Genomic DNA, 23,295 nt, shown 5'->3' on the forward strand with positions numbered 1-23,295 from the left:
TTCGGCGTCGTGTAGGACCTAATATTCGACGTCCGGGCACGTCGTCGAATCGTCAAAATTGACGATCTTTGCGAAGGTCGAGTTCGATCAGAGTGAGCACCCATCTCAATGAGTGTGTCTATGGGTGCTTCCTGCTAGAAGCGTCCGATCCGAAGCTCCAACGGGTATCTGCGTGTGTCGTGACCAGAGCGGCGGAGCATCCCGCAGGCCTCCAGTTGGGAGTGCACCCCCAGCTTCTGCAAGATGCTTCGGATGTGGGCGCGAACCGTGGTCGGTGCAATGTGGGCGGTTCGAGCAATCGAGTCGACATTGGAACCGCCGTAGAGAAGTCCCATGATTTCGAATTCGCGATCGGTGAGACTGCTGATTCGTGCGAATTCTTCGGCGCGCAACCGGATGCGTTGTACGAGAGAGGAAGTGTCGTGCGCAGGCTGAGCAGAGTTGGGGTTGAGCGCGGCCTGCAGCTCATCGAGCAGCGATGCGAACGGTAGTTGCGAGTTGAGCGCCGTGCGGGCGCCCGCCGCGAGCCCCCGAATCAGGGAGTGGCCACCACTGAGATCGCCGATCAGGACCGATCCTTCGAGCGCGGAGAGCTCCTTCACCTGCCAATCGACGCCCCCGAGTGGTAGAAGAACAAGCGCTCTACCGTGCTCGCTGGTGTGGTTCTCCAACAGACTCATGTCTGCGGTGTGTGGCCCGGAATCAGCCCTGTCGCTGATTCCGGCAGCGATTGCATGGGCGAATCCTCGATCGCGACGAGTGGTGTACACGGTGACTGTGCTGGAGTGTGTCATAGGGACTACACCGCCGGTGGAGGCCCAATCCGGTCTGTTCTCGTTGCCGCGAAACCAACACCGTTGGTTTCAGAGTGGTCTCGTCAGTGCGCCAGCGGTCGCAGTGACCTCTCCATCTGATGCGCACGAGGGTAACGGCGATATCTCAGTTACCTGTCCGCCTGGAGAAGCTCGCACGTTTGGTTCTCGAATTATGTTGGAGCGATGAATGTTTCGGGATGGCTATCCCGAGTAGGCGAGCCGTCGGGCATTTCGCCGGCGGTGTGAACGACACCTCGGTGGCGTGAGGCGTTCAGCCGTCTCGATCGAATTGCCATGCGGCAGGCGCGCCGCCATCCGTGACGTTCTGTCTCGAGTCTGGTCGAGATATTGACTGTTACCGTCGGTTGCACATACCCTGTTGATTGGCGCTGACCTTAGGGCATCCGGCCTGGACCGGTTGATAATTCTCGGCCACTGCCGACGCCAGATGTAGCTTCGCGACGACCTACGAAACGAGTTTCCTCATGACACAGCATGTCGACGTACTGATCATCGGCGCTGGCTTGTCCGGAATCGGCGCGGCTTGCCACCTCATTCGTGAGCAGACCGGAAGCACTTACGCGATCCTCGAGCGCCGCGAGAACATCGGTGGCACCTGGGACCTGTTCAAGTACCCCGGCATCCGTTCGGACTCCGACATGCTCACCTTCGGATTCGGTTTCCGTCCGTGGATCGGCACCAAGGTGCTCGCGGACGGCGCCAGTATTCGTGACTACGTCGAGGAAACCGCGAAGGAATACGGCGTCACCGACCACATCAACTTCGGCCGCAAGGTCGTGGCCATGGACTTCGATCGTGCGAGGGCTCAGTGGACCGTGACCGTCTTGATCGAGGCGACGGGTGCGACCGAGACGTGGACCGCGAACGTCCTCGTCGGCGCCTGTGGTTACTACAACTACGACAAGGGTTACCGCCCCACCTTCCCCGGTGAGGACGATTTCCGCGGTCAGATCGTGCACCCGCAGCACTGGCCGGAAGATCTCGATTACAGCGGCAAGAAGGTCGTGGTCATCGGGTCCGGTGCCACCGCGATCACACTGATCCCGTCGATGGCTCCCACTGCCGGCCACGTCACCATGCTGCAGCGCTCGCCCACGTGGATCCAGGCGCTACCGTCCGAGGACCCTGTTGCCAAGGGTCTCAAGCTGGCACGCGTTCCCGACCAGATTGCTTACAAGATCGGTCGAGCCCGCAATATCGCACTGCAACGCGCCAGCTTTCAGCTCTCACGTACCAATCCGAAGCTGGCGAAGAAGCTGTTCCTCACTCAGATCCGCTTGCAACTCGGCAAGAACGTGGACCTGCGTCACTTCACCCCCAGCTACAACCCGTGGGATCAGCGCCTGTGCGTGGTTCCCAACGGGGACCTGTTCAAGGTGCTCAAGAGCGGCAAGGCCGACATCGTCACGGACCGTATCGCGACGTTCACCGAGAAGGGCATCGTGACCGAGTCGGGCCGCGAACTCGAGGCCGACATCATCGTCTCGGCGACGGGCTTGAACGTACAGATCCTGGGCGGGGCGACCATGAGCATCGACGGCGAGCCGGTCAAGCTCAACGAGACAGTCGCCTACAAGAGTGTTCTCTACTCCGACATCCCGAACTTCCTGATGATTCTCGGATACACCAACGCATCCTGGACGCTCAAGGCCGACCTGGCCGCGTCCTATCTGTGTCGCGTACTCGAGATCATGCGTAAGCGCGACTACACGACTTTCGAGGTTCACGCCGAACCTGAGGACTTCGCCGAAGAATCTCTCATGGGCGGAGCCCTGACCTCGGGCTACATCCAGCGCGGCGACGGAGAGATGCCGCGTCAGGGTGCCCGCGGTGCGTGGAAAGTGGTCAACAATTACTACCGCGACCGCAAGCTGATGCACGACGCCGAGATCGAAGACGGTGTGCTGCAGTTCAGCAAGGTCGACATTCCGGTCGAACCTGTCAGCAAGGTCGCCAGTGCCTAGCCGACTTCACTGAGGCGAGCCGGTCGCACCACTCGAACGTCGGCGAATGGGCTGGCGATGTTGCGTCGGCGTACCCGATCGCGTCACGGGGTTCGTGATCGGTGAGTTCGCTTCCGCAATCGTCGGTTGTGCAGCACGACGGGAAGAACATAGGCAGCGACCATGATCACGGCCAGCAGTCCGAGGTAGAGGTAGGGCCAGGTCCATCCCGCTGCTCGTATGGCCAGCAACGATCCGCCCATGATCAAGGGCATCCCGGCCCCGGCGAGCAGGTCGACGTCACGGGGCGAGACGGGTGGGGTTCCGAGCAGGGGTACGCGGCTGTCCGAGTTTTCTCTGATCGTGCGCATTACTGAAATGAAGTAGAGGGCGGCGCCGGCGATCGCGATCACCCCGCCAAGTGCAACTTCGACGACGCCGGTTCTCGTGGACATCAAGGCGTAGGCAAATACGCCCACCGTTCCCAGAGTGACCGGCGCCGACTTCCAGATCGGCGTCGAGGTATGAGTGTCCTCGGTGACGCCCACTGGGCGCATCGGTTCGAGGGGCTCCATCAACCCAGCGTGCCATGTGCTGCACGATAAACAAACTGCTTGTGCCGTTTCTGGCAGACTCCGGCCGCCAGGCCTGGATGTCGGGACCCCTCACTACGATTCTCGTCGTGACCGATTACGACGATCTCGACATGTTCGGTGGCCTCGACGCCTCCTCCCTGCCGCTCCGCCAGCAGCAGATCCTGATGACCATCCGGGACCTCGTGGCTGCCAACGGGTGCACGCCGAGCACGCGGCAGATCGGAGACGCGGTTGGTCTGCGCTCGACGTCGACAGTGTCCAAGCACCTCAAGAGTCTCGAAGAGAAGGGCTTCCTCCGTAGGGGAGCAGCCATGGCTCGGCAGTTGGACGTGCGGCCGTTCCTCGCAGGCGCGAAGGAACAGTCGTCGTCGAACACCGTGACGGTTCCGGTGGTCGGTGACATTGCCGCCGGCGCGCCGATCCTCGCGGAGGAGCACACCGACGAGGTGCTGGCGCTTCCTCGCGAGCTCGTCGGTTCCGGCACGGTATTCGGGCTTCGGGTGCGTGGTGAATCGATGGTCGACGCAGCCATCTGCGACGGCGACGTCGTCGTGGTGCGCCGCCAGGACGAGGCACACTCCGGCGAGATCGTCGCCGCGATGATCGACGGCGAGGCCACCGTGAAGGTGCTCCGGCGCCGCGACGGTCACGTGTACCTCGAACCCCGCAATCCCGCATACAGCGTCATCGACGGCGATCGCGCGGCCATCCTGGGCAAGGTCGTTTCCGTGATGCGACGTATCTGAGGGGGATCCGGTCTCAGCGGAGGTTGGCGCGGGGACCGTTGTATTCCTCATCGGTGACTTTGTCGCCCCATGTCGTTTCGGTGCTTCCGTCGCCGGGTCCTTCCCACAGTGCAAGGTGGCTCATGAAACGGTCGGGTGCCGCGCCGTGCCAGTGTTCCTCTCCCGCCGGGGTATAGACGGTCTCGCCCGGGTGAACTTCGACGATCTCGCCGCCGCGAGCTTGAACCAGAGCGGTACCGGAGACGATGTGAAGGGTCTGTCCGAGGGAGTGGGAATGCCAGTCGGTTCGCGCACACGGTGCAAAGCGAACCATGTTGGCGCGCATCCTCGACGGCTCCTGGCCGGCATAGATGACGTCCCACCAGACGTCGCCGGTGAACCAGTCGCCGGGTGCCTTGCTGGTGGGCTGGGGCTTCAAGATTTCCATGATTTCTCCTCGGAATCGATAGGGGCGGTTCAGTTCTGCGTCAGCGGAATCCGTAGGCCGAGTGAACGTACAGTTGGTTCTCGGCATGGACAACCCAAATCGTGATGTATGGCCTTGCGGTGCCGTCGCGGCGGTGCGAGGAGATCTGCGATTCCTCGGCGCCGCCGATCGTGATCAGTTCAGCCTCGGTTCACGAGTGCGCCATCTCGAATTCCCTTCTCCGGTTCGAATTGCTTTGTGGTACTTCGCGTTCTCGTGGACGGGACGATCATTGCGAGGGCGATGACGAGACAAGCGGCGAGCAGGGCGGTTCCTGCAGTGAGAGCCGTTGACACGTGATCGGTGAGTGCCGTTGCAGCGTTGTCGGCAGAGGGTCCGGCTCCTGACGAGACCGCGACGAGTACGCCGAGTCCGAGAGCGCTGCCCAGTTGGTGTGCAGTGTTGACCAATCCTGATGCGGCACCGGCATCCTCGGCCTCTACCCCGGAGATCCCGGCAGAAGTCAGTGGGGCGAAAGCCAACCCCTGACCGGCGCCGATCAAGATCATCGGAAGTGCTATCGCCGTGAGGTACGTGCTGCCGGGATGGACCAGACTGAGCCACGCCATCCCGGTTAGGGTGACGGCAATGCCAACCGACAGAATTGTGGAATTTCCGAATCGCGGTGTCAGCCGCGGAATAAGCATCGCCACAGCAAAATTGACGATCGTCATCGGGAAGAACGCGATGCCTGCTTGGAACGCGCTGAAGCCCATGACGCCTTGGAGTAGCTGAGTCGTGAAGTAGAAGAATCCGATCATGGCACCCAGATAGAGCATTCGGGCGGCATAAGCGCCGGATCGCTCCCGGCTACGGAACAACCGCAGTGGCATGATCGGCTGCTCCGCTCTCGCTTCGTTGAGGAAGAGCAGGATCAGTAGTATCGCCCCAGCCGCCAGTGTCGAAACAGTGATCGGTGAGGTCCACCCCGCGTCGGCCGAGTTGACGATGCCGAAGACGAGCGCGGTCATGCCGAGTGTCGCGAGAACAGCACCGGCCACATCGAAACGTCCGGTGCTCGGCTGGGTTTCCGGAATGAACCGGGGAGCGAGCACGATCATCGCGATGCCGATCGGAACGTTGATGAAAAAGCCCGCGCGCCAGGACACCCAGTTGGCAAGGGCGCCGCCGATCACGAGTCCGAGGCTGGCGCCTATTCCCGCCGCAGCGCCGTACCAGGCAACAGCACGCGTTCGCCCCGGGCCGGGCGGAAAGCTGGCCGTCAGCAGTGACAGCGACGCCGGGGCCACCACTGCGGCTCCGACGCCTTGGAGAGCGCGCGCTGCGATGAGCCACCAACCGTTCGACGCGACCCCGACGAGAAACGACGCAATCGCGAAAATCGCGAGACCGGCCACGAATACGCGACGACGGCCGAAGATGTCCCCGAGACGAGCACCCAGCAGGAGAAGCCCGCCGAAGACCAGGGTGTAGGCGTCCTGGACCCAGGACAGCCCGGTTGCCGAGTAACCCATGCTGCTTTGGATGCTGGGCAGCCCGGTGAAGATGATCGAATTGTCGAGCAGGATCATGAAATAGCTGATCAGAATGATCGCCAAGATCGCGGTGGAATTGATGCGACCGGCAACGGGACGGGTGGCAGTGTGGGTCACGCGCTTCTTCTTCGCAAGTGGTGGATTACGGGCGGACGAGGACCTTCAACGATTCACGGGAATCCATGGCGCGGTAGCCTTCCGCAACGTCGTCGAGCCCGACGGTGCGGTCGAAGACCTTGCCCGGCTCGATCTTTCCGTCGAGTACATCCGGCATCAGCTCTTCGATGTACGCGCGCACCGGGGCCGGTCCACCGGTGAGCGTGATGTTCGGTCCGAAGAGCGACCCGAAACCGATTGGAGCTTCTTCGTATTGGGGTACTCCGACTCGGCTGATGACGCCGCCCGGTCGGACAACTCCGAGCGACTGCTCGTAGGCAGGCATGTGGCCTACCGCTTCGAGGACGACGTGAGTGCCGTCGCCGCCGGTCAGTTCGCGGACCTTCTCGACGCCCTCGTCACCACGTTCGGTAACTACATCGGTGGCTCCGAAATCGACACCGAGGTCCGTACGGGCCTTGTGGCGCCCCATCAGGATGATGCGCTCGGCACCGAGGCGTTTGGCGGAGAGCACTGCCATCAGCCCCACTGCTCCATCGCCGATAACTGTGACCGTCGTGCGTTCGTTGACGCCACCCTTGACCGCCGCGTGATAGCCGGTGCCGAAGACGTCGGAGAGCGTCAGCAGTGATGGCAGGAGTTCGGAATCCTCACCGACCGGCGCCTTGACCAGGGTGCCGTCTGCCAACGGCACTCGGATGGCCTCCGCCTGACCGCCTCCGATCCCGTTTCCGGCCCAGAATCCGCCGTGTCGGCAGGAGGTCTGCAAGCCTTCGCGGCAGAAGTCGCATGTTCCGTCCGACCAGGCGAAGGGGGCGATGACGAAGTCGCCCTTCTTCAACGTGGACACCTCGCGACCGGTCTCTTCCACTACTCCGACGAATTCGTGGCCCATCGGGGAACCACCGGGCGTCGCCGGCATGTTGTGGTAAGGATGCAGGTCAGAGCCGCAAACGCAGGCCCTGACGACCCGCACGATCGCGTCCGTCGGCTGCTGCAGTACCGGATCGGGCACGGTCTCGACTCGAACGTCTTCGGCGCCGTACATGATGGTTGCTCGCATGGTGTCCCCTCTTGCTTCTGGTGTCGCGTGCATAGAAGTCGACGTTTCTGCGTGAACCGGTCGACTGCAATCAGTCAACGCCGCGCCTCGCGGGCGCGGGAGTGTCTGTTGTTCCAGGTAACGGCAGTACCTCCCTCGGCGATCGCCGCTCGAGTAACGTGAACTGCATGGACAACCGAGCCGAGATTCGCGAATTCCTCAGCTCCCGTCGTGCTCGCATCACACCCGAGCAGGCAGGGCTGCCGGCCTACGGCGGAAACCGCCGCGTCAAGGGGTTGCGCCGTGAGGAAGTCGCTCTGCTCGCCGGTGTGAGCATCGACTACTACGTGCGCATGGAACGCGGAAATCTGGCGGGAGCATCGGACTCGGTGCTCGAAAGCCTTTCCCGAGCATTGCAACTCGACGAAGCCGAAACTGCCCATTTGTACGACCTCGCGAAGGCCGCCAGTGCAGGCGCGCCGAGTAGAAAGCGGCCCGCCCCCAAGGGCGTGAGCCCGGCGATTCAGCAGATACTCGACGCCATCACGGACGCGCCGGCGTGGGTACGCAATGCCAGGCACGACATGCTGGCGGCCAATCGCATGGCGCGCGCGTTGTATTCGCCAGTCTTGGCTGATCCGCGTAGGCCGGCGAACAACGCCCGCTTCGTGTACCTGGACCCGGCGTCGCAGGACTTCTTCGTAGATTGGGAGCGCGCGGCAGACGACATCGCCGCGATGCTCCGCTCGGAAGCCGGGCGCAACCCCCACGACAAGGCGCTGACCGAGCTCATCGGTGAACTTGCCACTCGGAGTGAGGTATTCCGTACCCGGTGGGCGAAACACAATGTGCGCTTTCATCGGACGGGTTTCAAGAAGGTTCGTCACCCCGTCGTCGGCGACCTGGAGCTGAACTTCGAGGCGATGGAACTGCCGTCCAATCCCGGTCTGACACTGCTGGTCTACACCGCCGCGCCCGGGACGCCCACGGCTGATGCACTCAAACTCCTGGCGAGTTGGGCGGCAACCCAGGATCAGTTGGATCCGGCGAACGGCAGCGAAGCGGCGCTCTGATTTCGATCGGCAGTAAACGTGCCGATTCAGCTCAGATGCGTTACCGCCCAGGCTACTTGGTCTCCACCTCGTCGCTTGGCTCGATACATCGCGTTGTCGGCGTCGGCAAGTATTCGATCGATGGTTCCGGACGCGTCCGGGATTGTCGAGGACAGCCACACGCTGGCTCCGACACTCACCGAGATCGTCTGTCTGCCGGCAGGCTTCGAGATCGAGTTGTGGATGTCGACCACGGTTTGTTCGATGCGACGTGGCTCGACAGGCATGAGAATCACGAACTCGTCACCGCCGGTCCGCGCGACCAGTCCGGTCTCTCCGACGGCCGAGTTCAGTCGTCGGCCCACTGTCACCAGCATTCGATCACCTTCTGCGTGACCGAGTTTGTCGTTGACGCTCTTGAACGAATCGACGTCGATCACCACCGCGAGAACAACGTGTCCCTGGAGTTCGCCGACACCGAACAGCTGTTGCCAGACGTTGTGCAGCCCACGTCGGTTCAGAGCAGCGGTGAGTGGATCGCGCCAAGAGTGTCGTGCATCGTCGGTCAAGTACAAGACGAGGAAATGCACGGTCATCGCGGCTGAGGCGATGACACACCCGATGACGAATCCGGTGGACACCGACAGCGAAGAGTCGGTATCCGGATCGGTTACAGCTCGAATTGTCAGTAGGGCAACGACGAACAGCGCGCCGATGATCTGTGCAGTGACTATCCGGGGGCTGTGGAATACCGACGAATAGTTCGCGACGACCACGAACAGAACGGCGCCGGTCAATGCCAGGAAACTCGCATGGATTCCGGCGAGCAGTATCAAGGACAAACAGATGTTGGTGAGCGCAATGAATCGAACGGATTGGCGGTGGCTCGGCCAGGATCGTCCGAGTGACCAACGAACCATGCAGTAGAGCGCGATCATGCATGCTGTGCCCGCCGCGAGCCGTTCAGGGAGTTCGGTTGCGCCGCCCTTCACGAATTGAGCCAGTACGGCGAGTGCCACGAACACAGCACACCAAAAGGTGACGACCACCCTGGCTGTCCCCAACATCGATCGAGCAGCCAGGAACCTCGGGAACCATTCGCCGTCGTAGGCAAGAGACCACCAGCGACTCAACAGTCCAGTTGTTTGACGAATGTTCTGCCCCAACCCCGCAGTGCCACTGACTCCCATGAAACCCCCTCCGAGATCTTGCGAAAATTCCCGGAAGATTCTTCGTCAAGATTTGATCCCCGAACAAGGTACCCGATAGTTGAACGATGGATTGATGCCTCGTGAGGTGAGGACTGCTAGGGCGTGATCGGCGCGGTCAGGATCTTTCTGAGGGCCGGAAGATCCAGGGTTGCAGCAAGATCTGCAATAGTGACCCCTGACAGCGATGCGCGCCAGGCTTTTTCGGCGTCGGCCATCACTTTGGCAATTCCGCAGGCGGAACGGCACTGTTCCGGTGGGGCGGCGAGGATTCCTTGCTGTCGAATCTCCGTGCACCGGAAAGCAGGTTCGGTGCCGTCGACGGCCTGCACGACGTCGAGAACGGTGATCTTCTCGGGAGCTCGGGTGAGGACGTACCCGCCGTCACGGCCCTCGGTCGGATTGACCAGACCGGCGTGCGCGAGCGCTCGCAGATGCTTCGCCAGGTATGTCTTCGACACCCCGTGAAGTTCGGCGAGTCTGGCTGTGGGTACCGGCCCCTCGGCCTGGCTGAGAACCACACAGCAGTGGAGTGACCACTCCACGCCTCCGGAAAGCTTCATGATTGGACTCTATCGACGCCGCGGAAAGTGGTGCGGGTCGGACATCGGTTCAGCAGTCGATGTCAGGCCTTCTCGGCAAGCCACGCGTCGTACGTTGTCGGCGCAATCCATGCATCGGCGCCGGGTGTCGGGGTGAGTGCCGAGTTGTCGAGTTTCGCGCCGAAGTAGCCGGCCTCGGGATCGGAGATCACCGAACGCTTGTCGCCGGTGACGAGGAACAGTCGCCGGACCAGTTCGTCGATACCCAGCGGTTCGGGCCCGGCGATCTCGACCGTGCCATTACGCGGCGCACCGGTCACTACCTCGGCGACGTGAGAAACGACGTCCCGCGACGCAATGGGTTGCAGATGTGCCGGCGTCGCATGGACCGTGCCGTCAGTGGTTCCGGCGTCGGCGATTCCGGCGACGAACTCGAAGAATTGGGTGGAGCGGACGATCGTGTAGGGGGTCGGGCCGGCCTTGACCAGGTCTTCCTGGGCGACCTTGGCTCGCATGTACCCGGAATCGGGCAGTCGATCGGCGCCGACGATGGACAGGATGACGTGGTGACCGACTCCCGCCTTCTCTTCCGCAGCGAGGATATGGCTGGTTCCGTCACGGAAGAAGGCCAAGACGTCTTCGTCCGACCACGAAGGGGAATTGGTCAGATCCACGACGACGTCGGCCCCCTCGACTGCCTCGGCGATACCTGCGCCGGTGGTGATGTCGATCCCGTCGCCGCGACCGAGTGCCTTCACGTCGTGCCCGGCGTCAGCGAGTTTGGCGGCGACCTGGCTTCCGATGAGTCCGCTTCCGAAAATGACGATTTTCATGATTTTCTCCTTTACTTGGATAAGTCGTGTCCAAGTATACTCGGACATGACTTATCCAAGTCAAGGGTTTCCCGTCAGCCGAAAAGTTCGGCGGCCAGTGCTTCGTAGGTCGCAAGTGGATCACCCTCGGCGGGAAGTGCTTGGATCGCAACGTGATCGGCGCCCGCCGCGACGTGCTCGCGTAGCCGATCCGCGATGGACTTCGCGGTACCGCGCGCAACCAGAGCGTCGATGACGCGATCGTTTCCCTCGTTCGCCAACTCTTCGGGTGCAAAACCGAGGCGCTCGAGATTGCTCGTGTAGTTGCGTAGGTACAGATACGGATTGGCAACGGCGGGGCGACCGATTGCTCTGGCCTTCTCCGGATCGGTTTCCAGAACAACCTTGTGCTCCGGGGCCAGGATCTTCGAGGGTCCGAGGATTTCGCGAGCTTCGGCCGTGTGTTCGGGGGTGGTCAGGTACGGATGCGCGCCGGCGGCGCGATCTGCGGACAGTTTCAACACCTTCGGTCCCAGTGCGGCGAGAACGCGCCGCGATTCCGGGACCTGGGCCGCGTCGAGTTCGTCGAGGTACGACACCAGCGAGGCGTACGGCTTGGTGTAGTCGCCGGTCGCCTCCGGGTGTCCGACACCAACACCGAGGAGGAATCGCCCCGGATGTGCGGCTTCGAGTCGGTGATAGGACTCCGCCACCTCGGCCGCAGGCGAGGACCAGATGTTGACGATTCCGGTCGCCACGGTGATGTGCTCGGTCGCGTCGAGAAGTTTCTCGGCGATTCGTAGATCGGCCCGCGGTGAGCCGCCGATCCAGATGGTGCCGAAACCGAGTTTCTCGATCGCGGTTCCCAGCTCGGGCGGCAAACCAGCCGCTCCGCGCCAGATTCCGTAGGTGCCCAGGTCAGGTGTTTGCGTAGTCTCCGTCACAGCGGGTGCAACTCGGCCGCTGCCGGGATCTATTCCTTCCGCCGTCATTTGCCCGGCGCTCGGTAGTCGGTCGGTCGCTTGACTGCCTCGTCGATCTGCTCCGGCGTGAGTAGTGTGATCGACTCCGAGCGTGCTGCACCTGCTGCAGCTGTGCGGATGCTCAATGCGGCGGCTGCGACATCGTCCGGCAGGTTGCCGATCACGAACATGTCGTGACCGCCCAGTGCGAAGTGGCAGGATTCGACTGTGCCGCCGATGCTTTCGACCATTCGGGCTATCGCGTCGCGCCGTGCAGTGCCTCCCTCCTGCTGTAGGCCGGCGGCGCCGGAGGGTGAGTACGTCACTTGCCAGAGGTATTTCGGCATTTCCACTCCTAGCTCGGGATGGGTACTTCGATCGTGTACCCGTAGGGCGCTCGGTGGCAATGGGTAGGGGACAATCACGGCATGGTTGGAACTCCGGTGATCGTGACTATCGTGTCCGTGTGTGTAGGTTTTGTGATCTTCATGCTGGCTGCCAGTGGTGCACGCGGAAAGTGGGACCGTCGCCTCGTGATCGCGTTGTTCGTCGCCGCGGTGGTGTGCCTGACCGTCGTACCGGTATCCGTGGCGCTCAGCGCGGGAGTGTAAAAACTCTCGACTGCCGCTTAGTCTGAGGCGATGGCAGATATTCGGGTAGGTATCTCCGGGTGGACGTATCCCGCGTGGCGCGGAGATTTCTATCCGAAAGGTCTTGCTCACCGCAAAGAATTGTCTTATGCCGCAGAGAGATTGACGTCGATCGAGATCAACGGCTCGTTCTATGCGCTGCAGAAGCCGGAAAGCTACACCAAATGGCGCAGTGAAACTCCCGAAAATTTCGTGTTCGCGATCAAGGGCGGCCGGTACATCACGCATATGAAACGGCTGCTCGACGCCCGTGACGGACTCGCCAACTTCTTCGCCGCCGGGACACTCGCCCTCGGACCCAAGCTCGGGCCGATTCTGTGGCAACTACCTCCGACGCTGCAGTTCGAACCGCAGCGGTTGGTCGACTTCTTCGACGGTCTTCCCCGCACCACGCAGGCTGCAGCCGATCTGGCAGCTCAGCACGACGACAAGCTCACCGACGACAGAGTGTTCGCCCAGACGGAGAGGGACGCGCCGATTCGTTACGCCGTGGAGGCGCGGCACGCCAGTTTCGAAACCGACGAAGCCGTCGACCTGATGCGCGAGCACTCCATCGGTTTCGTCGTCGCTGACACCGCCGGCAGGTACCCCCGCATCACCACTCCGACTACCGACTTCGTCTACGTGCGGATGCACGGGGACAAAGAGTTGTATGCGAGTGGGTACACCGACGAAGCTCTGGGCAAGTGGTCCAAGCGCTTTCAGGCCTGGGCGGACGAGGGCCTCGATGTGTACGTCTACTTCGACAACGACATGAAAGGCTTTGCGCCGCATAACGCAATGTCTCTGTTGGATCGGTTGCGCTGACGGATCGTCTCGCCTGTCGGTGGGCTGTGGCAGGCTTCCGCGTGAACGCGAAGACCGAGGAGACATCACGATGACGTCAGAACAGCGGACGCCAGAACAGCGGACGCCCGAACAGAGCTGGCCGACGCATTGGCCGAAGGTGGCCCGTGACATCGCCGACGCCACGGCCGACGCACTCGCCGCGGTGCGGGCGGCAAATCGTGACGGACTGCGCGGTGCCGTCGAAGAACTGCGCGGGCTCTCTTTCGAGCAGGTCAGTTCGGTTCACGCGGCGATCGTGCGCGAATTGCTCGAGGACACGCATCCCGACGGCTTGTCCAGTGAGGACGTGCAGGACGCACTGACTGCCTGCGCCAAGTCCACGATCGTGTGGCTGCCGGATCTGGACGTGCAGGCGCTCGCTGCGGTCTATACCGGGGCGCTCGGGATTTCGGATCTGGAGGACGATTCGTTCCGCATCGGGCACGGCGCGTACCTGCGTTCGGCGGTTCTGGTCATCGGGAGCTTGTCGACCGGAGTGAAGAAAGCTCAGAGCGCGTACATCATTCGTGCAATCGACGAAATCGCGCGTGCTCAGACCATCGAGATGCCCTGAGCGTCAGCTCGTAAATCGAATTAGGCTGAGGTCATGTCCAAGATCGCCAGCGCAGATCGTGTGTCGTTTGCAGAACTCCTCGAATTCGTCAGGCCGCGCCATCGGGCCACATTCGTGACGGTGAAGAAATCGGGCGAACTGCAGATCTCTCCGGTGACGTGTGGAGTCGACGACGAGGGGCGGATCGTCATCTCCACGTACCCGGAACGGGCCAAGGCGGCGAATGTCCGCCGCACGCCGGCGGTGTCTCTGTGTATCCACTCCGACGAGTGGAACGGGCCGTACGTCCAGGTGAACGGAACTGCGGAGTTGATCGATCTTCCGGATTCGGTGGAACCGCTGGTCGACTACTACCGATCCATCGCCGGTGATCATCCCGATTGGGACGAGTACCGCGAAGCCATGCGCAAGCAGGGCAAGAGCCTGATCCGTGTCACCGTCGACTCGTGGGGTCCGATCGCAACAGGCGGGTTTCCGCCCGGACGCTGACGCTATCGAGCAGGCGGCGAGAGTTCGACTACGTGCGCGTCTCTGGCGGCCAGCGGTTCTTGGCAGTGTGCACACACAACTCGGGCGTGCAGGATCTCACCGCAACGATGTTCGACGACGGTTGGCGGCGGACCCGTCGTCGCAAAGGTGTCTCCCCATTCCATGAGCGCCATCAGGATCGGGTAAAGCGCCTTCCCTGATTCGGTGGCGACGTATTCGTAGCGCGGTGGATGGTCTTCGTAGCGACGCTTCGTGAGGACGTCGGCGTCGACAAGGGTCCGCAGACGCGCGGCGAGGATGTCACGGCTGACGCCCGTGCCCGCGGCGATCTCGTCGAACCGTCGTTGCCCGAGGACGATTTCTCTGAGCACCAGAAGTGACCATTTCTCGCCGACGACCTCCAAGGCGTTGGCGATGGAGCAGTTGCGTCCTCTTGTCGCCATCGTCTCTGGGTCCCCTGTTTGTCGAAAAAGTTGGTTGGGAATTCCAACTTAGCACTTGACGGCATGTATTCGAGGGCGGAAGGTGGGTCGAGAAATCCAACGGAGCAGATGAGGGGTCGTCATGACGGAATTGAATCTCGAGGCAGCAAGCGGATTTGTCAGCGCTGCCGGATTGCAACTGGACGAGGTCTCCGGCACGAAGGTCGTCGGGCACATCGATCTGTCCGAGGCGCATCACACGCCGTGGGGTGTAGTCCACGGCGGCGTCTACACGACTGCTGTCGAGTCGGCCGCGAGCATCGGAGCCAGCACTGCAGTGGCAGATCGTGGCGAATTCGCCGTCGGCGTGCACAACGGAACGGATTTCCTGCGGGCCCGTACGGGTGGGCGCGTGGACGTCGTGGCTGTGCCGATACAGCAGGGCCGCGTTCAGCAGTTGTGGTCGGTGGTCATCACCGATCCGGAATCGGGCAAAGAGGTCGCGCGCGGTCAGGTGCGCTTGCAGAACGTACCGCTGCCGAAGTAGGTCAGTCCCAGATCCCCGAGTCGATGTTGAGCGAGATTCTTTTGAGCAGTGCCGTCAACTGGGCACGTTCGTCCTCGTCGAGTCCGGTCAGTACTTGACGGTCTCGCTCGACGCGTCGGGGAAACTCTGCCTCGACCAAGGCTCGGCCGGCATCGGTGAGTTGAAGCAGAACCACTCGCCCGTCGTGTTCGAAACGCTGACGCTCGACGTAGCCCAGTTTGGCCAGGCGATCCGCATGTTTTGTGGTGGCGGCGCCGCTGACCATCGTGACGGCGGTGACTTCGCTCGCCCGCAGGGGACGGTCGCTGCGAGCGAGCGCGCTCATCACGTCGAATTCGGCGCGAGAGACCCCGCTGGACGCCAGTGCGCGGTCGAGTTGGTGAAGAGACTGCGCGTTGATGCGGGCGATCCGGCCCATCACCTCGACGGGGGCGGTGTCGAAGTCGGGGTAGGCGCGCTTCCATTCGCGACGGACTCTGTCGATGAAGTCGTCTTCGGATCTGTCTGCCACGCCCATGGACCCATCTTGGCGACAGAATTCACATTACTTCACAAGTAATTTACTAGTGAAATAAATGTATGCTGGTTCGGTGACCCGAACCGAAACCGCAGCCAGGATGCCCAGCCGTCTCACTCATTCGAGTGAGGCCATTGCACACACCGTCTCCGGGGCGACGTGGCGAGCGGCTTTTCGCATCGGGTCCGCGGACGCGACCATCGCGCCCGCGATCAGGGTCGGACTCGCCACCGCCGTAGTGCTCGTGGTCGGCGGACTGCTCGGGCATCGGGAGTTGGCCGGCTTCGCGGCCTTGGGTGCGCTGTGTGCCGCCTTCGGTAGGTACGAGCCGTATCCCCGGTTGGCCGGCAAGCTGGCGATGGTCGGTGCCGCATTGGTGGTTTCCATCGCTTTCGGCGGCGCCATGGGTGTTGTGGGCGTTCCGACCTGGTTGCAGATCGGCATCCTCTCGCTGCTGGCCGGTGCGTCGTACTGCTTCATGTCGGGCTTCCGGATCACCGGACCAGGGCCGGTCATCCTCGTCTTCGCGGCGACCGGTGCAGCCGGATATGCCTCCAGTGTCGATGATCTGGCGAGACTGGTGACTGCCGGTGCGCTCGGAGTTCTGGTCGGTTGGGTGGCCGCGATGCTCCCAGCGCTCGTCTTGCCGATGGGCCCTGCGCGCCTGGCCGTGGCTCGTGCAGTCTCTGCGGTGGGGCGTCTCGAACAGTCCGGCACAGGCGGAGTGGAACCGGCGCTCGGATCGATTGCCAACGCCCGCTTGGTCATAGCGTCGAGTGGCCGGATCAAGTCGACCGTCGATCACGGCCGCGAATTGGTCGCGGTGCTCGACGAGGCAGAAGCGGCAGTACAGCAGTGGCAGTTGCACGGCGACGCCACCCTGATTCGCAGCATCGCTCGGCACGAGAAGGAGCTGCGGAAGCTCAAGCGCTCCAGCATGATCGAACACGACCTTGCGCCGGCACGAACCCTGGCCGCGCCCGAAGGCTATTTCCTCGAGGGACTGAATCGGCTCTATTCGCGCCCGGTCCGAATGAATGCTCTCCGCATCGTGGCAGCGTCGGCCCTGGCTGGTTGGCTCGCAGCGGGAGCCGGGCTGGAGCATCCGCTGTGGGCGTCGATGGGTGCCATCGCCGCGATGCAGGGACTGAACTACAAGCAGACCGTCCAGCGCGGGATTCAGCGGTTGGTGGGAAATGTCGGTGGCGCCGTCGTCGCTGCCGGGCTCATTGCGCTGACGCTCGGTTACTGGCAAGCCGTTGCCGTGGTCGTGATTCTGCAGACTGCTGCGGAGCTGCTCGTGATCAAGAACTATGCGCTGACGTCGCTGGCCGTCACCCCGATGGCACTCCTCCTCATCGGTTTCAGCGCTCCGATCGGGACCGAAGCGGCAGTGGCTCGCGTCGCGGACACGTTGATCGGCGTGGTGATCGGTGTTGTCGTCGCCGCTGTCACGATCAGTCGATCGGATCGCCACCACGTCACCGTGTGACCCAGTGCTGCTGTGTTTCCCATCCTCCGTAGGCTCCTGCAGGTGGAGGACAGCACGCCGATCGACGGCCGGAAACTGCGTTACCAGCATCGCCGTGCCGAATTGCTCGAGCAGGTAACCGCGTACGTCACGGCGAACGGCGTCGGTGAACTGTCCATGCGGCCGTTGGCCAAGGACCTGGGGATCAGCCATGCGACACTCATCCATCATTTCGGTTCGAAGGAACAACTGCTCACTGAAGTAGTCGCCACCCTGCGAGACAGCTCTTCTCTCGACATCTCTTCCGGGGCCGACATCGTCGAGATGATGACGAGTTACTGGAATCGGCGTACGTCAGCGGAATCGTTGCCGAACTTTCGGTTGATGTTCGAGATCTACGGACAGGCGTTGCTGCATCCGGAGCGGTATCGCGAGTTTCTCGATCATGTGGTGGGGGACTGGTTGGGTGGTTTGACGGAAGCTGCGCTCGCACATGGATGTCCGCCCGATCGCGCTGATCGTTACGCGACGATCGTGTTGGCGCAGATTCGGGGGTTGACGCTCGATCTCGTGACCACCGGTGACCGCGTCAGAATTGACGCGGCATTTGCCGAATTCGCGGCTGCGATGGGCGCTCTGGTCAGCTCCTGGAAGGCGATTTGACGGTCCGGTAGTCGTGACGCCTCAGCCGATCTGCTCGAACAGAGACACGATGATCCCTTCCGGTCCTCGGACGTAGGCCATGCGCACACTGTTCTCGTACTCGCCGATCCCGCCGATGAGCCCGTAACCGTCCGCAGCCACCGCGTCGACCGCCGCCTGCAGGTCGCCTACCTCGAAGGAAACATTGCGCAGCCCGATCTCGTTGGCCATCGGAGCAGTCGATCCGGGCACGTGGTCGGGTGTGACGAAGGACGAGAGCTCCAGCCGTGACCCTTCGCCAGGAGGGCGCAGCATCGCGATTTCACACTTGGCTCCAGGGATACCGCAGACGGTTTCCACGAACTCACCCTCCACGGATCCGGTGCCCTCCAGTTCGAGCCCCAGTCCGACGAAGAACGCCGTTGCCGATTCGAGGTTCGCGACGGTGATGCCGATGTGGTCGAAACGCTGTACGTGTGCCATGGATCCATCCTCCTGCGGTTGTTTCGTGCCGGTTCGATGCTAGGTCGGAGTCGGGGCCGGGATCTCGACATGTTCGTGTTGTCGAGCCGCAAGATTTTGCTTGACCGATCGGTTAAACAAAATCTACGATAACGTCCAACGAGGTCGCCCACCGCAAGAACCGGAGTCGTCAGACGTGAAATTCCAGTCGAAATCGTTTGCCCGCATATCCATCGCTGCGCTCTGCGCTGCAACCATCGGCTCCGCAGTGGCCGCGCCCGTCGCGTCCGCGCAGGCGCCGAGTGCGTCGCAGGCCACGGGCACGGTGGTGTCCAGTGAGCCGCTGCCGAAAGATCTGTGGATTCCGGGTACCGCCGACGCCAAGCGGTTCACGTACTGGACCATCGGTTCCAATGGCGGACCCGCGCTCAGCAGTGGCGCGTACTACGTCCCGGCCGGTCCCGCTCCGGAAGGCGGTTGGCCCGTCATCGCGTGGGCGCACGGCACCACCGGACTCGACGATTCCTGTGCCCCTTCGCTGGTGGGTCCCGGCCTGCCCGAACGTGACTACCCGTACCTGGGACGCTGGCTCTCGGAGGGCTACGCCGTCGTCGCCACCGACTACGTCGGTCTGGGAACACCAGGGCTGATGCCGTACCTCGACGGAAAGGTGGAGGCGCACAGCGTAGTCGACTCGGTCAAGGCAGCCCGGGTGATCGACCCCACCATCTCGAATCGTTGGGCGGTGGTCGGGCAGTCGCAGGGCGGCGGTGCGGCCATCACGACGGCCCGCTACGCCACCGAGTACGGAGGGGATTCGCTCGACTACCGCGGCGGCGTGGGCACCGGAGTGCCGGCCAACATCGAGTTGACCCTCCTGCCTGCAGGTCCGGGCTTCCCACCCATCGCACTCGGCGGTGGATTGACCTCGTACGCGCTCTACATCCTCGCGGGCCTGCGGGAAGCGCACCCCGAGATCGACCTGAACTCGTATCTCAACGAACTGGGACGGGAAAAGGTCGACTCGGCCGAAAAGCTCTGCGCCGCAGACCTGGACGAGGCATCCAAGGATCTGGTCCTCGGTGACATCTTCTCCCGCCCGCTCAGTCAGATCCCGAACTTCCAGGGTCTGTTGAACGATTACATGGGTGTGCCGACGAGCGGATACGATCGCCCCATCTTCATCGGGCAGGGACTGCTCGACGTGGATGTCCCTGCGCCGTCGGCGCTTTCGCTGGTTGCAGCCTTGGTCGCAAATGGTGAGCCGGTCACGTTCAAGACCTACAACACCGATCACAGCGGCGCCTTGGTCGAATCGCAGGCTGACACGATTCCGTTCGTCGCGAACCTGTTCCGTTAGTCGTACCCAGAGTCCAGATCATTCGAGGGGCCGCTGTCGCACACGTGCGACAGCGGCCCCTCGGGTCATTTCCGCGACTCTTTGATTGCGTCCAGCCGCGCCTCGAGGCCGTCGAGGACACGGTCGAGTGTGTAGCGATAGTGTTCTGCCCGTGTCGCTTCCGCAGTATCCGGTGGGCCGGCGAATTTCCCGATGAGTGCCTCCATCGATGAACGCGGATCTGTGGGCCCGTCCTTGCTCAGCTGATCCAGCATTGCGCCGTGATCGGGTGAAGGCTCCCCGCTGGGAATGCGCCTGGCGTCGTGCATGGCTATCAGTGTGGTTGTCGAGGTGAAGGCGACGGTGTAAGCCTGGGCGGCTTCCGCTCCGAACCCGGCGTCGGTCAGCGATGCCAATCCGGCCTCCATGAGTTCCCGGCTGCGCTCGGTGGCAACGCCGTTCATCAACAGCCACTGCGCTGCACCCGGACACTCGACCAGCGCTTCTCGCATTTGCACGAGCAGATGTGTCAGCCATTGGCGCCAATCTCTCTCTGCGGACGGCACGCTCACGGCCGAAATCGCGCTGTCGACCACCGCCGCCGAGAGCGCATCGCGATCTCCGACGAGTCGATAGACGACGGAGAACGACGTATCGAGTTCGCTGAGCAACTGCCGCAGCGACCACCCCTCGACTCCGTGCTCGCGACTGAGCCCGAGTGCCACGGTCAGCACGGCGTCCGCAGTGATCCCGGTGTTGTAGCTCCGGCGGCGCTGTGATGTCGCGGTGGGCTTCTTGTCAGGTGATGGCGCAGTCATGGTCCGACCGAGCTTAGCGGCGTCGGATCGGGGCATGCACTGGGCGCAACCGATTGACGGATGAACTTAGGTGAGGTTTACTTGCCAAATCCGAGCAGTGCTCCGATTTGTAGCGAACCCCCGATTTTTCGAAGCTGAAGGACACCATGAAGTTGAAAACGCGACCCGGTTATCTATCGAAGCTGGGTGCTTCGCTGCTGGTCAGTGTCGTTGCCCTGACTGCGGCCGCCTGTAGCTCGAGTGAGGCGGGACAGACGACGGAACTTGCCGAGGGAACGCATGCCGTGACCCACGAATTCGGTGAGACGTCGGTTCCGGACGACCTCGGGCGAATCGTTTCCCTGGACGAATACGCCGCACTCGGTCTCCTTGCCGTCGGCATCACGCCCGACGTGGTCTTCACGTCCTGGGGATCGGAGATCGGCCAGGACATCCTGGCCTCGGCAGGTACCGAGGTGGTCACGGTGCCGCCGCTCGGTGCGCCGCCGATCGAGCAGGTCCTCGCCCAGGATCCGGGACTGGTCATCTTCACGTCGATGGGCGATCGGAGCTACTACGACTCCATCGCATCGACGGTTCCCACAGTCCCGGTCCCTGCCGTGACCACTCCGTGGCGGGAGAATCTTGCCTTCTTCGGTCGGGCCTTCGATCGTCAGTCGGTTGCCGACAAGTTGACAGGCGCTTTGGAGGGCAAGATCTCTGACGTCTCTGCTCGCTCCCGTGGCGAAGCGAACACCGTGTCGGTGCTGATGAGCAGCTCTGGCATTCTTGCCACCACCACCGAGCAAGCACCGCCCTCGTTGCTGTTGGCGGAGAGCGGATTCGGGCGTCCCGAATCGCAGCGAGCGAATGCCGCGGGAGGCCTACCGTATGCACCCCTGTCCGATGAGGCGATTCCGGCGCAGGACGCTCGGATCGTTGCCGTCTTCGACGAGGGTGTATACGAATTCGGCAAGGTTGCCAGCGTCCCCGGGTTCTCGAGTCTTTCGGCGGCGCAGGAGAACCGGGTGGCCAAGGTCAACGGGGACATGTGGCTCGCTACTCACCCCTTTGCCACCTTCTGGATGATCGAGGACATGGACGCCATGGCTGGCGGCAATCTGGCCGGCACCGGTACCGAATCTGTTGCTGCGAACCGCTATCAGGAATTCACGGCGCTGACGGCATGAGTTCGAGTGCGTTGAGTCGGCGCCTGGCGCTGAGATGGGGAGCTGTGACGTTCGGATCTGCGGCACTGGGCTCTGTGGCGCTGAGTGCGTGCAGCCGTAGTGTGGCGAATGAAGTCAGTTCCGAAATTTCGCCGTTCGACGATGAAGTTCGTGCTGCCGAGCAATCGCGGTTTCGTAGCGGACGTACAGTTGAGCGGAATCTGACAGCCGCACCGGCTCGGGTGAATCTGGGCGGCAGACACGTCGACACGTGGTCGTACGGAGCAGAAGCAGTTGGCCCGGAGATCCGAATCTCCAAGGGAGACCGGCTGAACCTGCGGTTGCAGAACGACCTTTCGTCGGAGACGTCAGTGCACTGGCACGGCATTGCGATCCGCAACGACATGGACGGTGTCCCGCCGATCACCCAGGAACGAATCCAACCAGGTGCCGAGTTCACCTACGACTTCGTGGCTCCCGACCACGGAACCTACTGGTATCACTCCCATTCGGGGTTGCAGGCTGATCGAGGCCTCTTCGGTGCACTCGTGGTCGAGGACCCGAACGACCGGACCGGAGCCGACGAAGATGTCGTCATCGTGATCGACGACTGGCTGGACGGGCTGGGAACAACCCCGGATGCAGTTCTACGTGCACTGTCTCCGGAAGTTCAGGGAGGACACCACGGACACGGAGGGCCGCCGCCGGAAATCGACGAAGCAGAGATCGATTCTGCTGCACAACTTCTCGAGGACGGCCACGGGAGTTCGACAGCGCTCGGCGGCATGGCAACGCACATCACCTATCCATTGCACCTGATCAACGGACGATCGGCAGAAGATCCGTTCGTCGTCAGTGCGCCGGCCGGGACGCGACTCCGCCTGCGGGTGATCAATGCCGGGGCCGAGACTCCCTACCGATTCTCCGTAGCCGGGCACGAGTTGACCGTTGTCAGTGCTGACGGGCAGGACGTCTCCTACGCGGTCGGAGACGAGATTCTGATCGCGCCCGCGCAGCGATACGACGTATTGGTGACGGTGCAGTCTGGTTCGTGGCCCATAGCCGCGAAGGTGGAAGGCAAGACAGGTGGCGCTGCGTGCCTGCTTCGGACACCGGATTCGGTCGCGAGCGTCGACCTGACTTCTCCTGCAGTGCTGTCAGGTTCCGGCGGCCGACTCCTTCTGGAATCAGTGCTTCGCCCGTTCGGCGCGCTGGAGCATCAGGTGCCGGATCGTGAGTATTCGGTGGATCTCATTCAAGCCGGCGATCGATACGTCTGGGGAATGGCGGGCGCCGACGCAGGTCGGTTGATCATGAAGCAGGGCGAGCGAATACGAATCGTCATGAACAACAACACCGACATGTGGCACCCGATGCACACCCACGGGCACACCTTCTCGGTTCCCTCGTACGGCGGGCTTCGCCGAGACACCGTGATTTCGCTTCCGCGTACACAATTGGCGATCGACTTCGACGCCGACAATCCAGGACGGTGGATGTTCCATTGTCACAACGCGTACCACTTCGAGGCCGGGATGACTGCCGACCTCCACTACGTTCGATGAGGAGA

At 62.5% G+C, this 23,295-nt stretch carries 28 protein-coding genes; 13 read left to right on the forward strand and 15 right to left on the reverse strand.

What is annotated here, in order from left to right; translation table 11 throughout:
- Window positions 1-134 precede the first annotated feature (134 nt).
- A complete protein-coding gene (locus G8767_RS23270; protein WP_166812038.1) occupies window positions 135-794 on the reverse strand; it encodes a LuxR C-terminal-related transcriptional regulator in 660 nt (219 codons plus the stop codon).
- A 506-nt stretch (window positions 795-1,300) separates the two neighbouring features.
- Between G8767_RS23270 and G8767_RS23275 the strand changes: the two genes are divergently transcribed.
- Complete coding sequence (locus tag G8767_RS23275) at window positions 1,301-2,800, forward strand: NAD(P)/FAD-dependent oxidoreductase (RefSeq protein WP_166812040.1); 1,500 nt, start codon at window positions 1,301-1,303, stop codon at window positions 2,798-2,800.
- Between the two features lie 83 nt (window positions 2,801-2,883).
- On the opposite strand, the gene G8767_RS23280 is transcribed toward G8767_RS23275, so the two are convergent.
- Entirely contained in the window at window positions 2,884-3,354 is a 471-nt protein-coding gene (locus tag G8767_RS23280) for a hypothetical protein (RefSeq protein WP_166812042.1), read from the reverse strand.
- 77 nt (window positions 3,355-3,431) lie between these two features.
- On the opposite strand from G8767_RS23280, the gene lexA reads away from it, so the two are divergent.
- Entirely contained in the window at window positions 3,432-4,121 is a 690-nt protein-coding gene (gene lexA, locus G8767_RS23285) for a transcriptional repressor LexA (protein WP_185564890.1), read from the forward strand.
- Window positions 4,122-4,134: 13 nt separating this feature from the next.
- On the opposite strand, the gene G8767_RS23290 is transcribed toward lexA, so the two are convergent.
- Genes G8767_RS23290 through G8767_RS23305 form a run of 4 tightly spaced genes read right to left on the reverse strand, consistent with a single transcriptional unit; the run spans window position 4,135 to window position 7,263 of the window.
- Complete coding sequence (locus G8767_RS23290) at window positions 4,135-4,548, reverse strand: cupin domain-containing protein (protein ID WP_095972004.1); 414 nt, start codon at window positions 4,546-4,548, stop codon at window positions 4,135-4,137.
- A 40-nt stretch (window positions 4,549-4,588) separates the two neighbouring features.
- Window positions 4,589-4,726: a DUF2255 family protein gene (locus tag G8767_RS23295; protein ID WP_095972115.1), complete on the reverse strand. Its 138-nt coding sequence runs from the start codon at window positions 4,724-4,726 to the stop codon at window positions 4,589-4,591.
- A 1-nt stretch (window position 4,727) separates the two neighbouring features.
- Window positions 4,728-6,200 (reverse strand): MFS transporter, encoded by a 1,473-nt coding sequence (locus G8767_RS23300; protein ID WP_346843025.1) that lies wholly within the window; start codon window positions 6,198-6,200, stop codon window positions 4,728-4,730.
- Window positions 6,201-6,225: 25 nt separating this feature from the next.
- Window positions 6,226-7,263, reverse strand: a complete 1,038-nt coding sequence (locus G8767_RS23305) for a zinc-dependent alcohol dehydrogenase family protein (RefSeq protein WP_166812044.1) — start codon at window positions 7,261-7,263, stop codon at window positions 6,226-6,228.
- A 167-nt stretch (window positions 7,264-7,430) separates the two neighbouring features.
- Here G8767_RS23305 and G8767_RS23310 point away from each other — a divergent pair, with 167 nt between their 5' ends.
- Window positions 7,431-8,315, forward strand: coding sequence for a helix-turn-helix transcriptional regulator (locus tag G8767_RS23310; RefSeq protein WP_166812046.1), 885 nt, complete (start codon window positions 7,431-7,433; stop codon window positions 8,313-8,315).
- A 26-nt stretch (window positions 8,316-8,341) separates the two neighbouring features.
- Here G8767_RS23310 and G8767_RS23315 read toward each other — a convergent pair whose 3' ends face one another.
- From G8767_RS23315 to G8767_RS23335, 5 genes are all read right to left on the reverse strand, one after another.
- Window positions 8,342-9,484, reverse strand: a complete 1,143-nt coding sequence (locus G8767_RS23315) for a GGDEF domain-containing protein (RefSeq protein ID WP_124569072.1) — start codon at window positions 9,482-9,484, stop codon at window positions 8,342-8,344.
- Between the two features lie 116 nt (window positions 9,485-9,600).
- Window positions 9,601-10,065, reverse strand: a complete 465-nt coding sequence (locus G8767_RS23320) for an Rrf2 family transcriptional regulator (protein WP_124569073.1) — start codon at window positions 10,063-10,065, stop codon at window positions 9,601-9,603.
- Window positions 10,066-10,127: 62 nt separating this feature from the next.
- On the reverse strand, window positions 10,128-10,877 hold the full coding sequence (locus G8767_RS23325) for an SDR family oxidoreductase (protein ID WP_124569074.1): 750 nt from the start codon (window positions 10,875-10,877) through the stop codon (window positions 10,128-10,130).
- Window positions 10,878-10,951: 74 nt separating this feature from the next.
- Window positions 10,952-11,800 (reverse strand): LLM class F420-dependent oxidoreductase, encoded by an 849-nt coding sequence (locus G8767_RS23330; RefSeq protein ID WP_172436651.1) that lies wholly within the window; start codon window positions 11,798-11,800, stop codon window positions 10,952-10,954.
- Between the two features lie 44 nt (window positions 11,801-11,844).
- Complete coding sequence (locus G8767_RS23335) at window positions 11,845-12,165, reverse strand: GYD domain-containing protein (protein WP_095972012.1); 321 nt, start codon at window positions 12,163-12,165, stop codon at window positions 11,845-11,847.
- Between the two features lie 81 nt (window positions 12,166-12,246).
- On the opposite strand from G8767_RS23335, the gene G8767_RS23340 reads away from it, so the two are divergent.
- The 4 genes from G8767_RS23340 (at window position 12,247) to G8767_RS23355 (ending at window position 14,359) form a co-directional block, all read left to right on the forward strand.
- Window positions 12,247-12,429, forward strand: coding sequence for a hypothetical protein (locus tag G8767_RS23340; RefSeq protein ID WP_095972013.1), 183 nt, complete (start codon window positions 12,247-12,249; stop codon window positions 12,427-12,429).
- A 30-nt stretch (window positions 12,430-12,459) separates the two neighbouring features.
- The gene (locus tag G8767_RS23345; RefSeq protein ID WP_166812048.1) at window positions 12,460-13,275 is read left to right on the forward strand and encodes a DUF72 domain-containing protein; all 816 of its coding nucleotides are present in this window, start codon (window positions 12,460-12,462) and stop codon (window positions 13,273-13,275) included.
- Window positions 13,276-13,345: 70 nt separating this feature from the next.
- The gene (locus G8767_RS23350) at window positions 13,346-13,870 is read left to right on the forward strand and encodes a hypothetical protein (protein ID WP_166812050.1); all 525 of its coding nucleotides are present in this window, start codon (window positions 13,346-13,348) and stop codon (window positions 13,868-13,870) included.
- A 33-nt stretch (window positions 13,871-13,903) separates the two neighbouring features.
- Window positions 13,904-14,359 (forward strand): PPOX class F420-dependent oxidoreductase, encoded by a 456-nt coding sequence (locus G8767_RS23355; protein ID WP_030536493.1) that lies wholly within the window; start codon window positions 13,904-13,906, stop codon window positions 14,357-14,359.
- 2 nt (window positions 14,360-14,361) lie between these two features.
- Here G8767_RS23355 and G8767_RS23360 read toward each other — a convergent pair whose 3' ends face one another.
- Window positions 14,362-14,802 (reverse strand): helix-turn-helix domain-containing protein, encoded by a 441-nt coding sequence (locus tag G8767_RS23360; RefSeq protein ID WP_166812052.1) that lies wholly within the window; start codon window positions 14,800-14,802, stop codon window positions 14,362-14,364.
- A 121-nt stretch (window positions 14,803-14,923) separates the two neighbouring features.
- On the opposite strand from G8767_RS23360, the gene G8767_RS23365 reads away from it, so the two are divergent.
- A complete protein-coding gene (locus tag G8767_RS23365; protein ID WP_019745591.1) occupies window positions 14,924-15,328 on the forward strand; it encodes a PaaI family thioesterase in 405 nt (134 codons plus the stop codon).
- A 1-nt stretch (window position 15,329) separates the two neighbouring features.
- On the opposite strand, the gene G8767_RS23370 is transcribed toward G8767_RS23365, so the two are convergent.
- A complete protein-coding gene (locus tag G8767_RS23370) occupies window positions 15,330-15,845 on the reverse strand; it encodes a MarR family transcriptional regulator (protein WP_166812054.1) in 516 nt (171 codons plus the stop codon).
- Window positions 15,846-15,903: 58 nt separating this feature from the next.
- On the opposite strand from G8767_RS23370, the gene G8767_RS23375 reads away from it, so the two are divergent.
- Together G8767_RS23375 and G8767_RS23380 are read left to right on the forward strand one after the other, a co-directional pair.
- Window positions 15,904-17,337 (forward strand): FUSC family protein, encoded by a 1,434-nt coding sequence (locus G8767_RS23375; RefSeq protein ID WP_124569078.1) that lies wholly within the window; start codon window positions 15,904-15,906, stop codon window positions 17,335-17,337.
- A 42-nt stretch (window positions 17,338-17,379) separates the two neighbouring features.
- Entirely contained in the window at window positions 17,380-17,979 is a 600-nt protein-coding gene (locus tag G8767_RS23380; protein ID WP_095972116.1) for a TetR/AcrR family transcriptional regulator, read from the forward strand.
- 21 nt (window positions 17,980-18,000) lie between these two features.
- On the opposite strand, the gene G8767_RS23385 is transcribed toward G8767_RS23380, so the two are convergent.
- A complete protein-coding gene (locus G8767_RS23385) occupies window positions 18,001-18,441 on the reverse strand; it encodes a VOC family protein (RefSeq protein ID WP_166812056.1) in 441 nt (146 codons plus the stop codon).
- A gap of 175 nt (window positions 18,442-18,616) precedes the next feature.
- Between G8767_RS23385 and G8767_RS23390 the strand changes: the two genes are divergently transcribed.
- Window positions 18,617-19,780: a lipase family protein gene (locus tag G8767_RS23390; RefSeq protein ID WP_166812058.1), complete on the forward strand. Its 1,164-nt coding sequence runs from the start codon at window positions 18,617-18,619 to the stop codon at window positions 19,778-19,780.
- A gap of 65 nt (window positions 19,781-19,845) precedes the next feature.
- Here the strand turns inward: G8767_RS23390 and G8767_RS23395 are convergent, their stop codons facing one another.
- On the reverse strand, window positions 19,846-20,577 hold the full coding sequence (locus tag G8767_RS23395) for a TetR/AcrR family transcriptional regulator C-terminal domain-containing protein (protein ID WP_166812060.1): 732 nt from the start codon (window positions 20,575-20,577) through the stop codon (window positions 19,846-19,848).
- Between the two features lie 146 nt (window positions 20,578-20,723).
- On the opposite strand from G8767_RS23395, the gene G8767_RS23400 reads away from it, so the two are divergent.
- Window positions 20,724-21,746, forward strand: coding sequence for an ABC transporter substrate-binding protein (locus tag G8767_RS23400; RefSeq protein WP_166812062.1), 1,023 nt, complete (start codon window positions 20,724-20,726; stop codon window positions 21,744-21,746).
- The gene (locus tag G8767_RS23405) at window positions 21,743-23,290 is read left to right on the forward strand and encodes a multicopper oxidase family protein (RefSeq protein WP_166812064.1); all 1,548 of its coding nucleotides are present in this window, start codon (window positions 21,743-21,745) and stop codon (window positions 23,288-23,290) included. The genes G8767_RS23400 and G8767_RS23405 overlap by 4 nt, the downstream gene beginning before the upstream one ends.
- Window positions 23,291-23,295 lie beyond the last annotated feature (5 nt).

Origin of the sequence: Rhodococcus sp. IC4_135 (genome assembly GCF_011602025.1) — a bacterium.
GTDB classification, from domain to species: Bacteria; Actinomycetota; Actinomycetes; order Mycobacteriales; family Mycobacteriaceae; genus Rhodococcus_F; species Rhodococcus_F baikonurensis.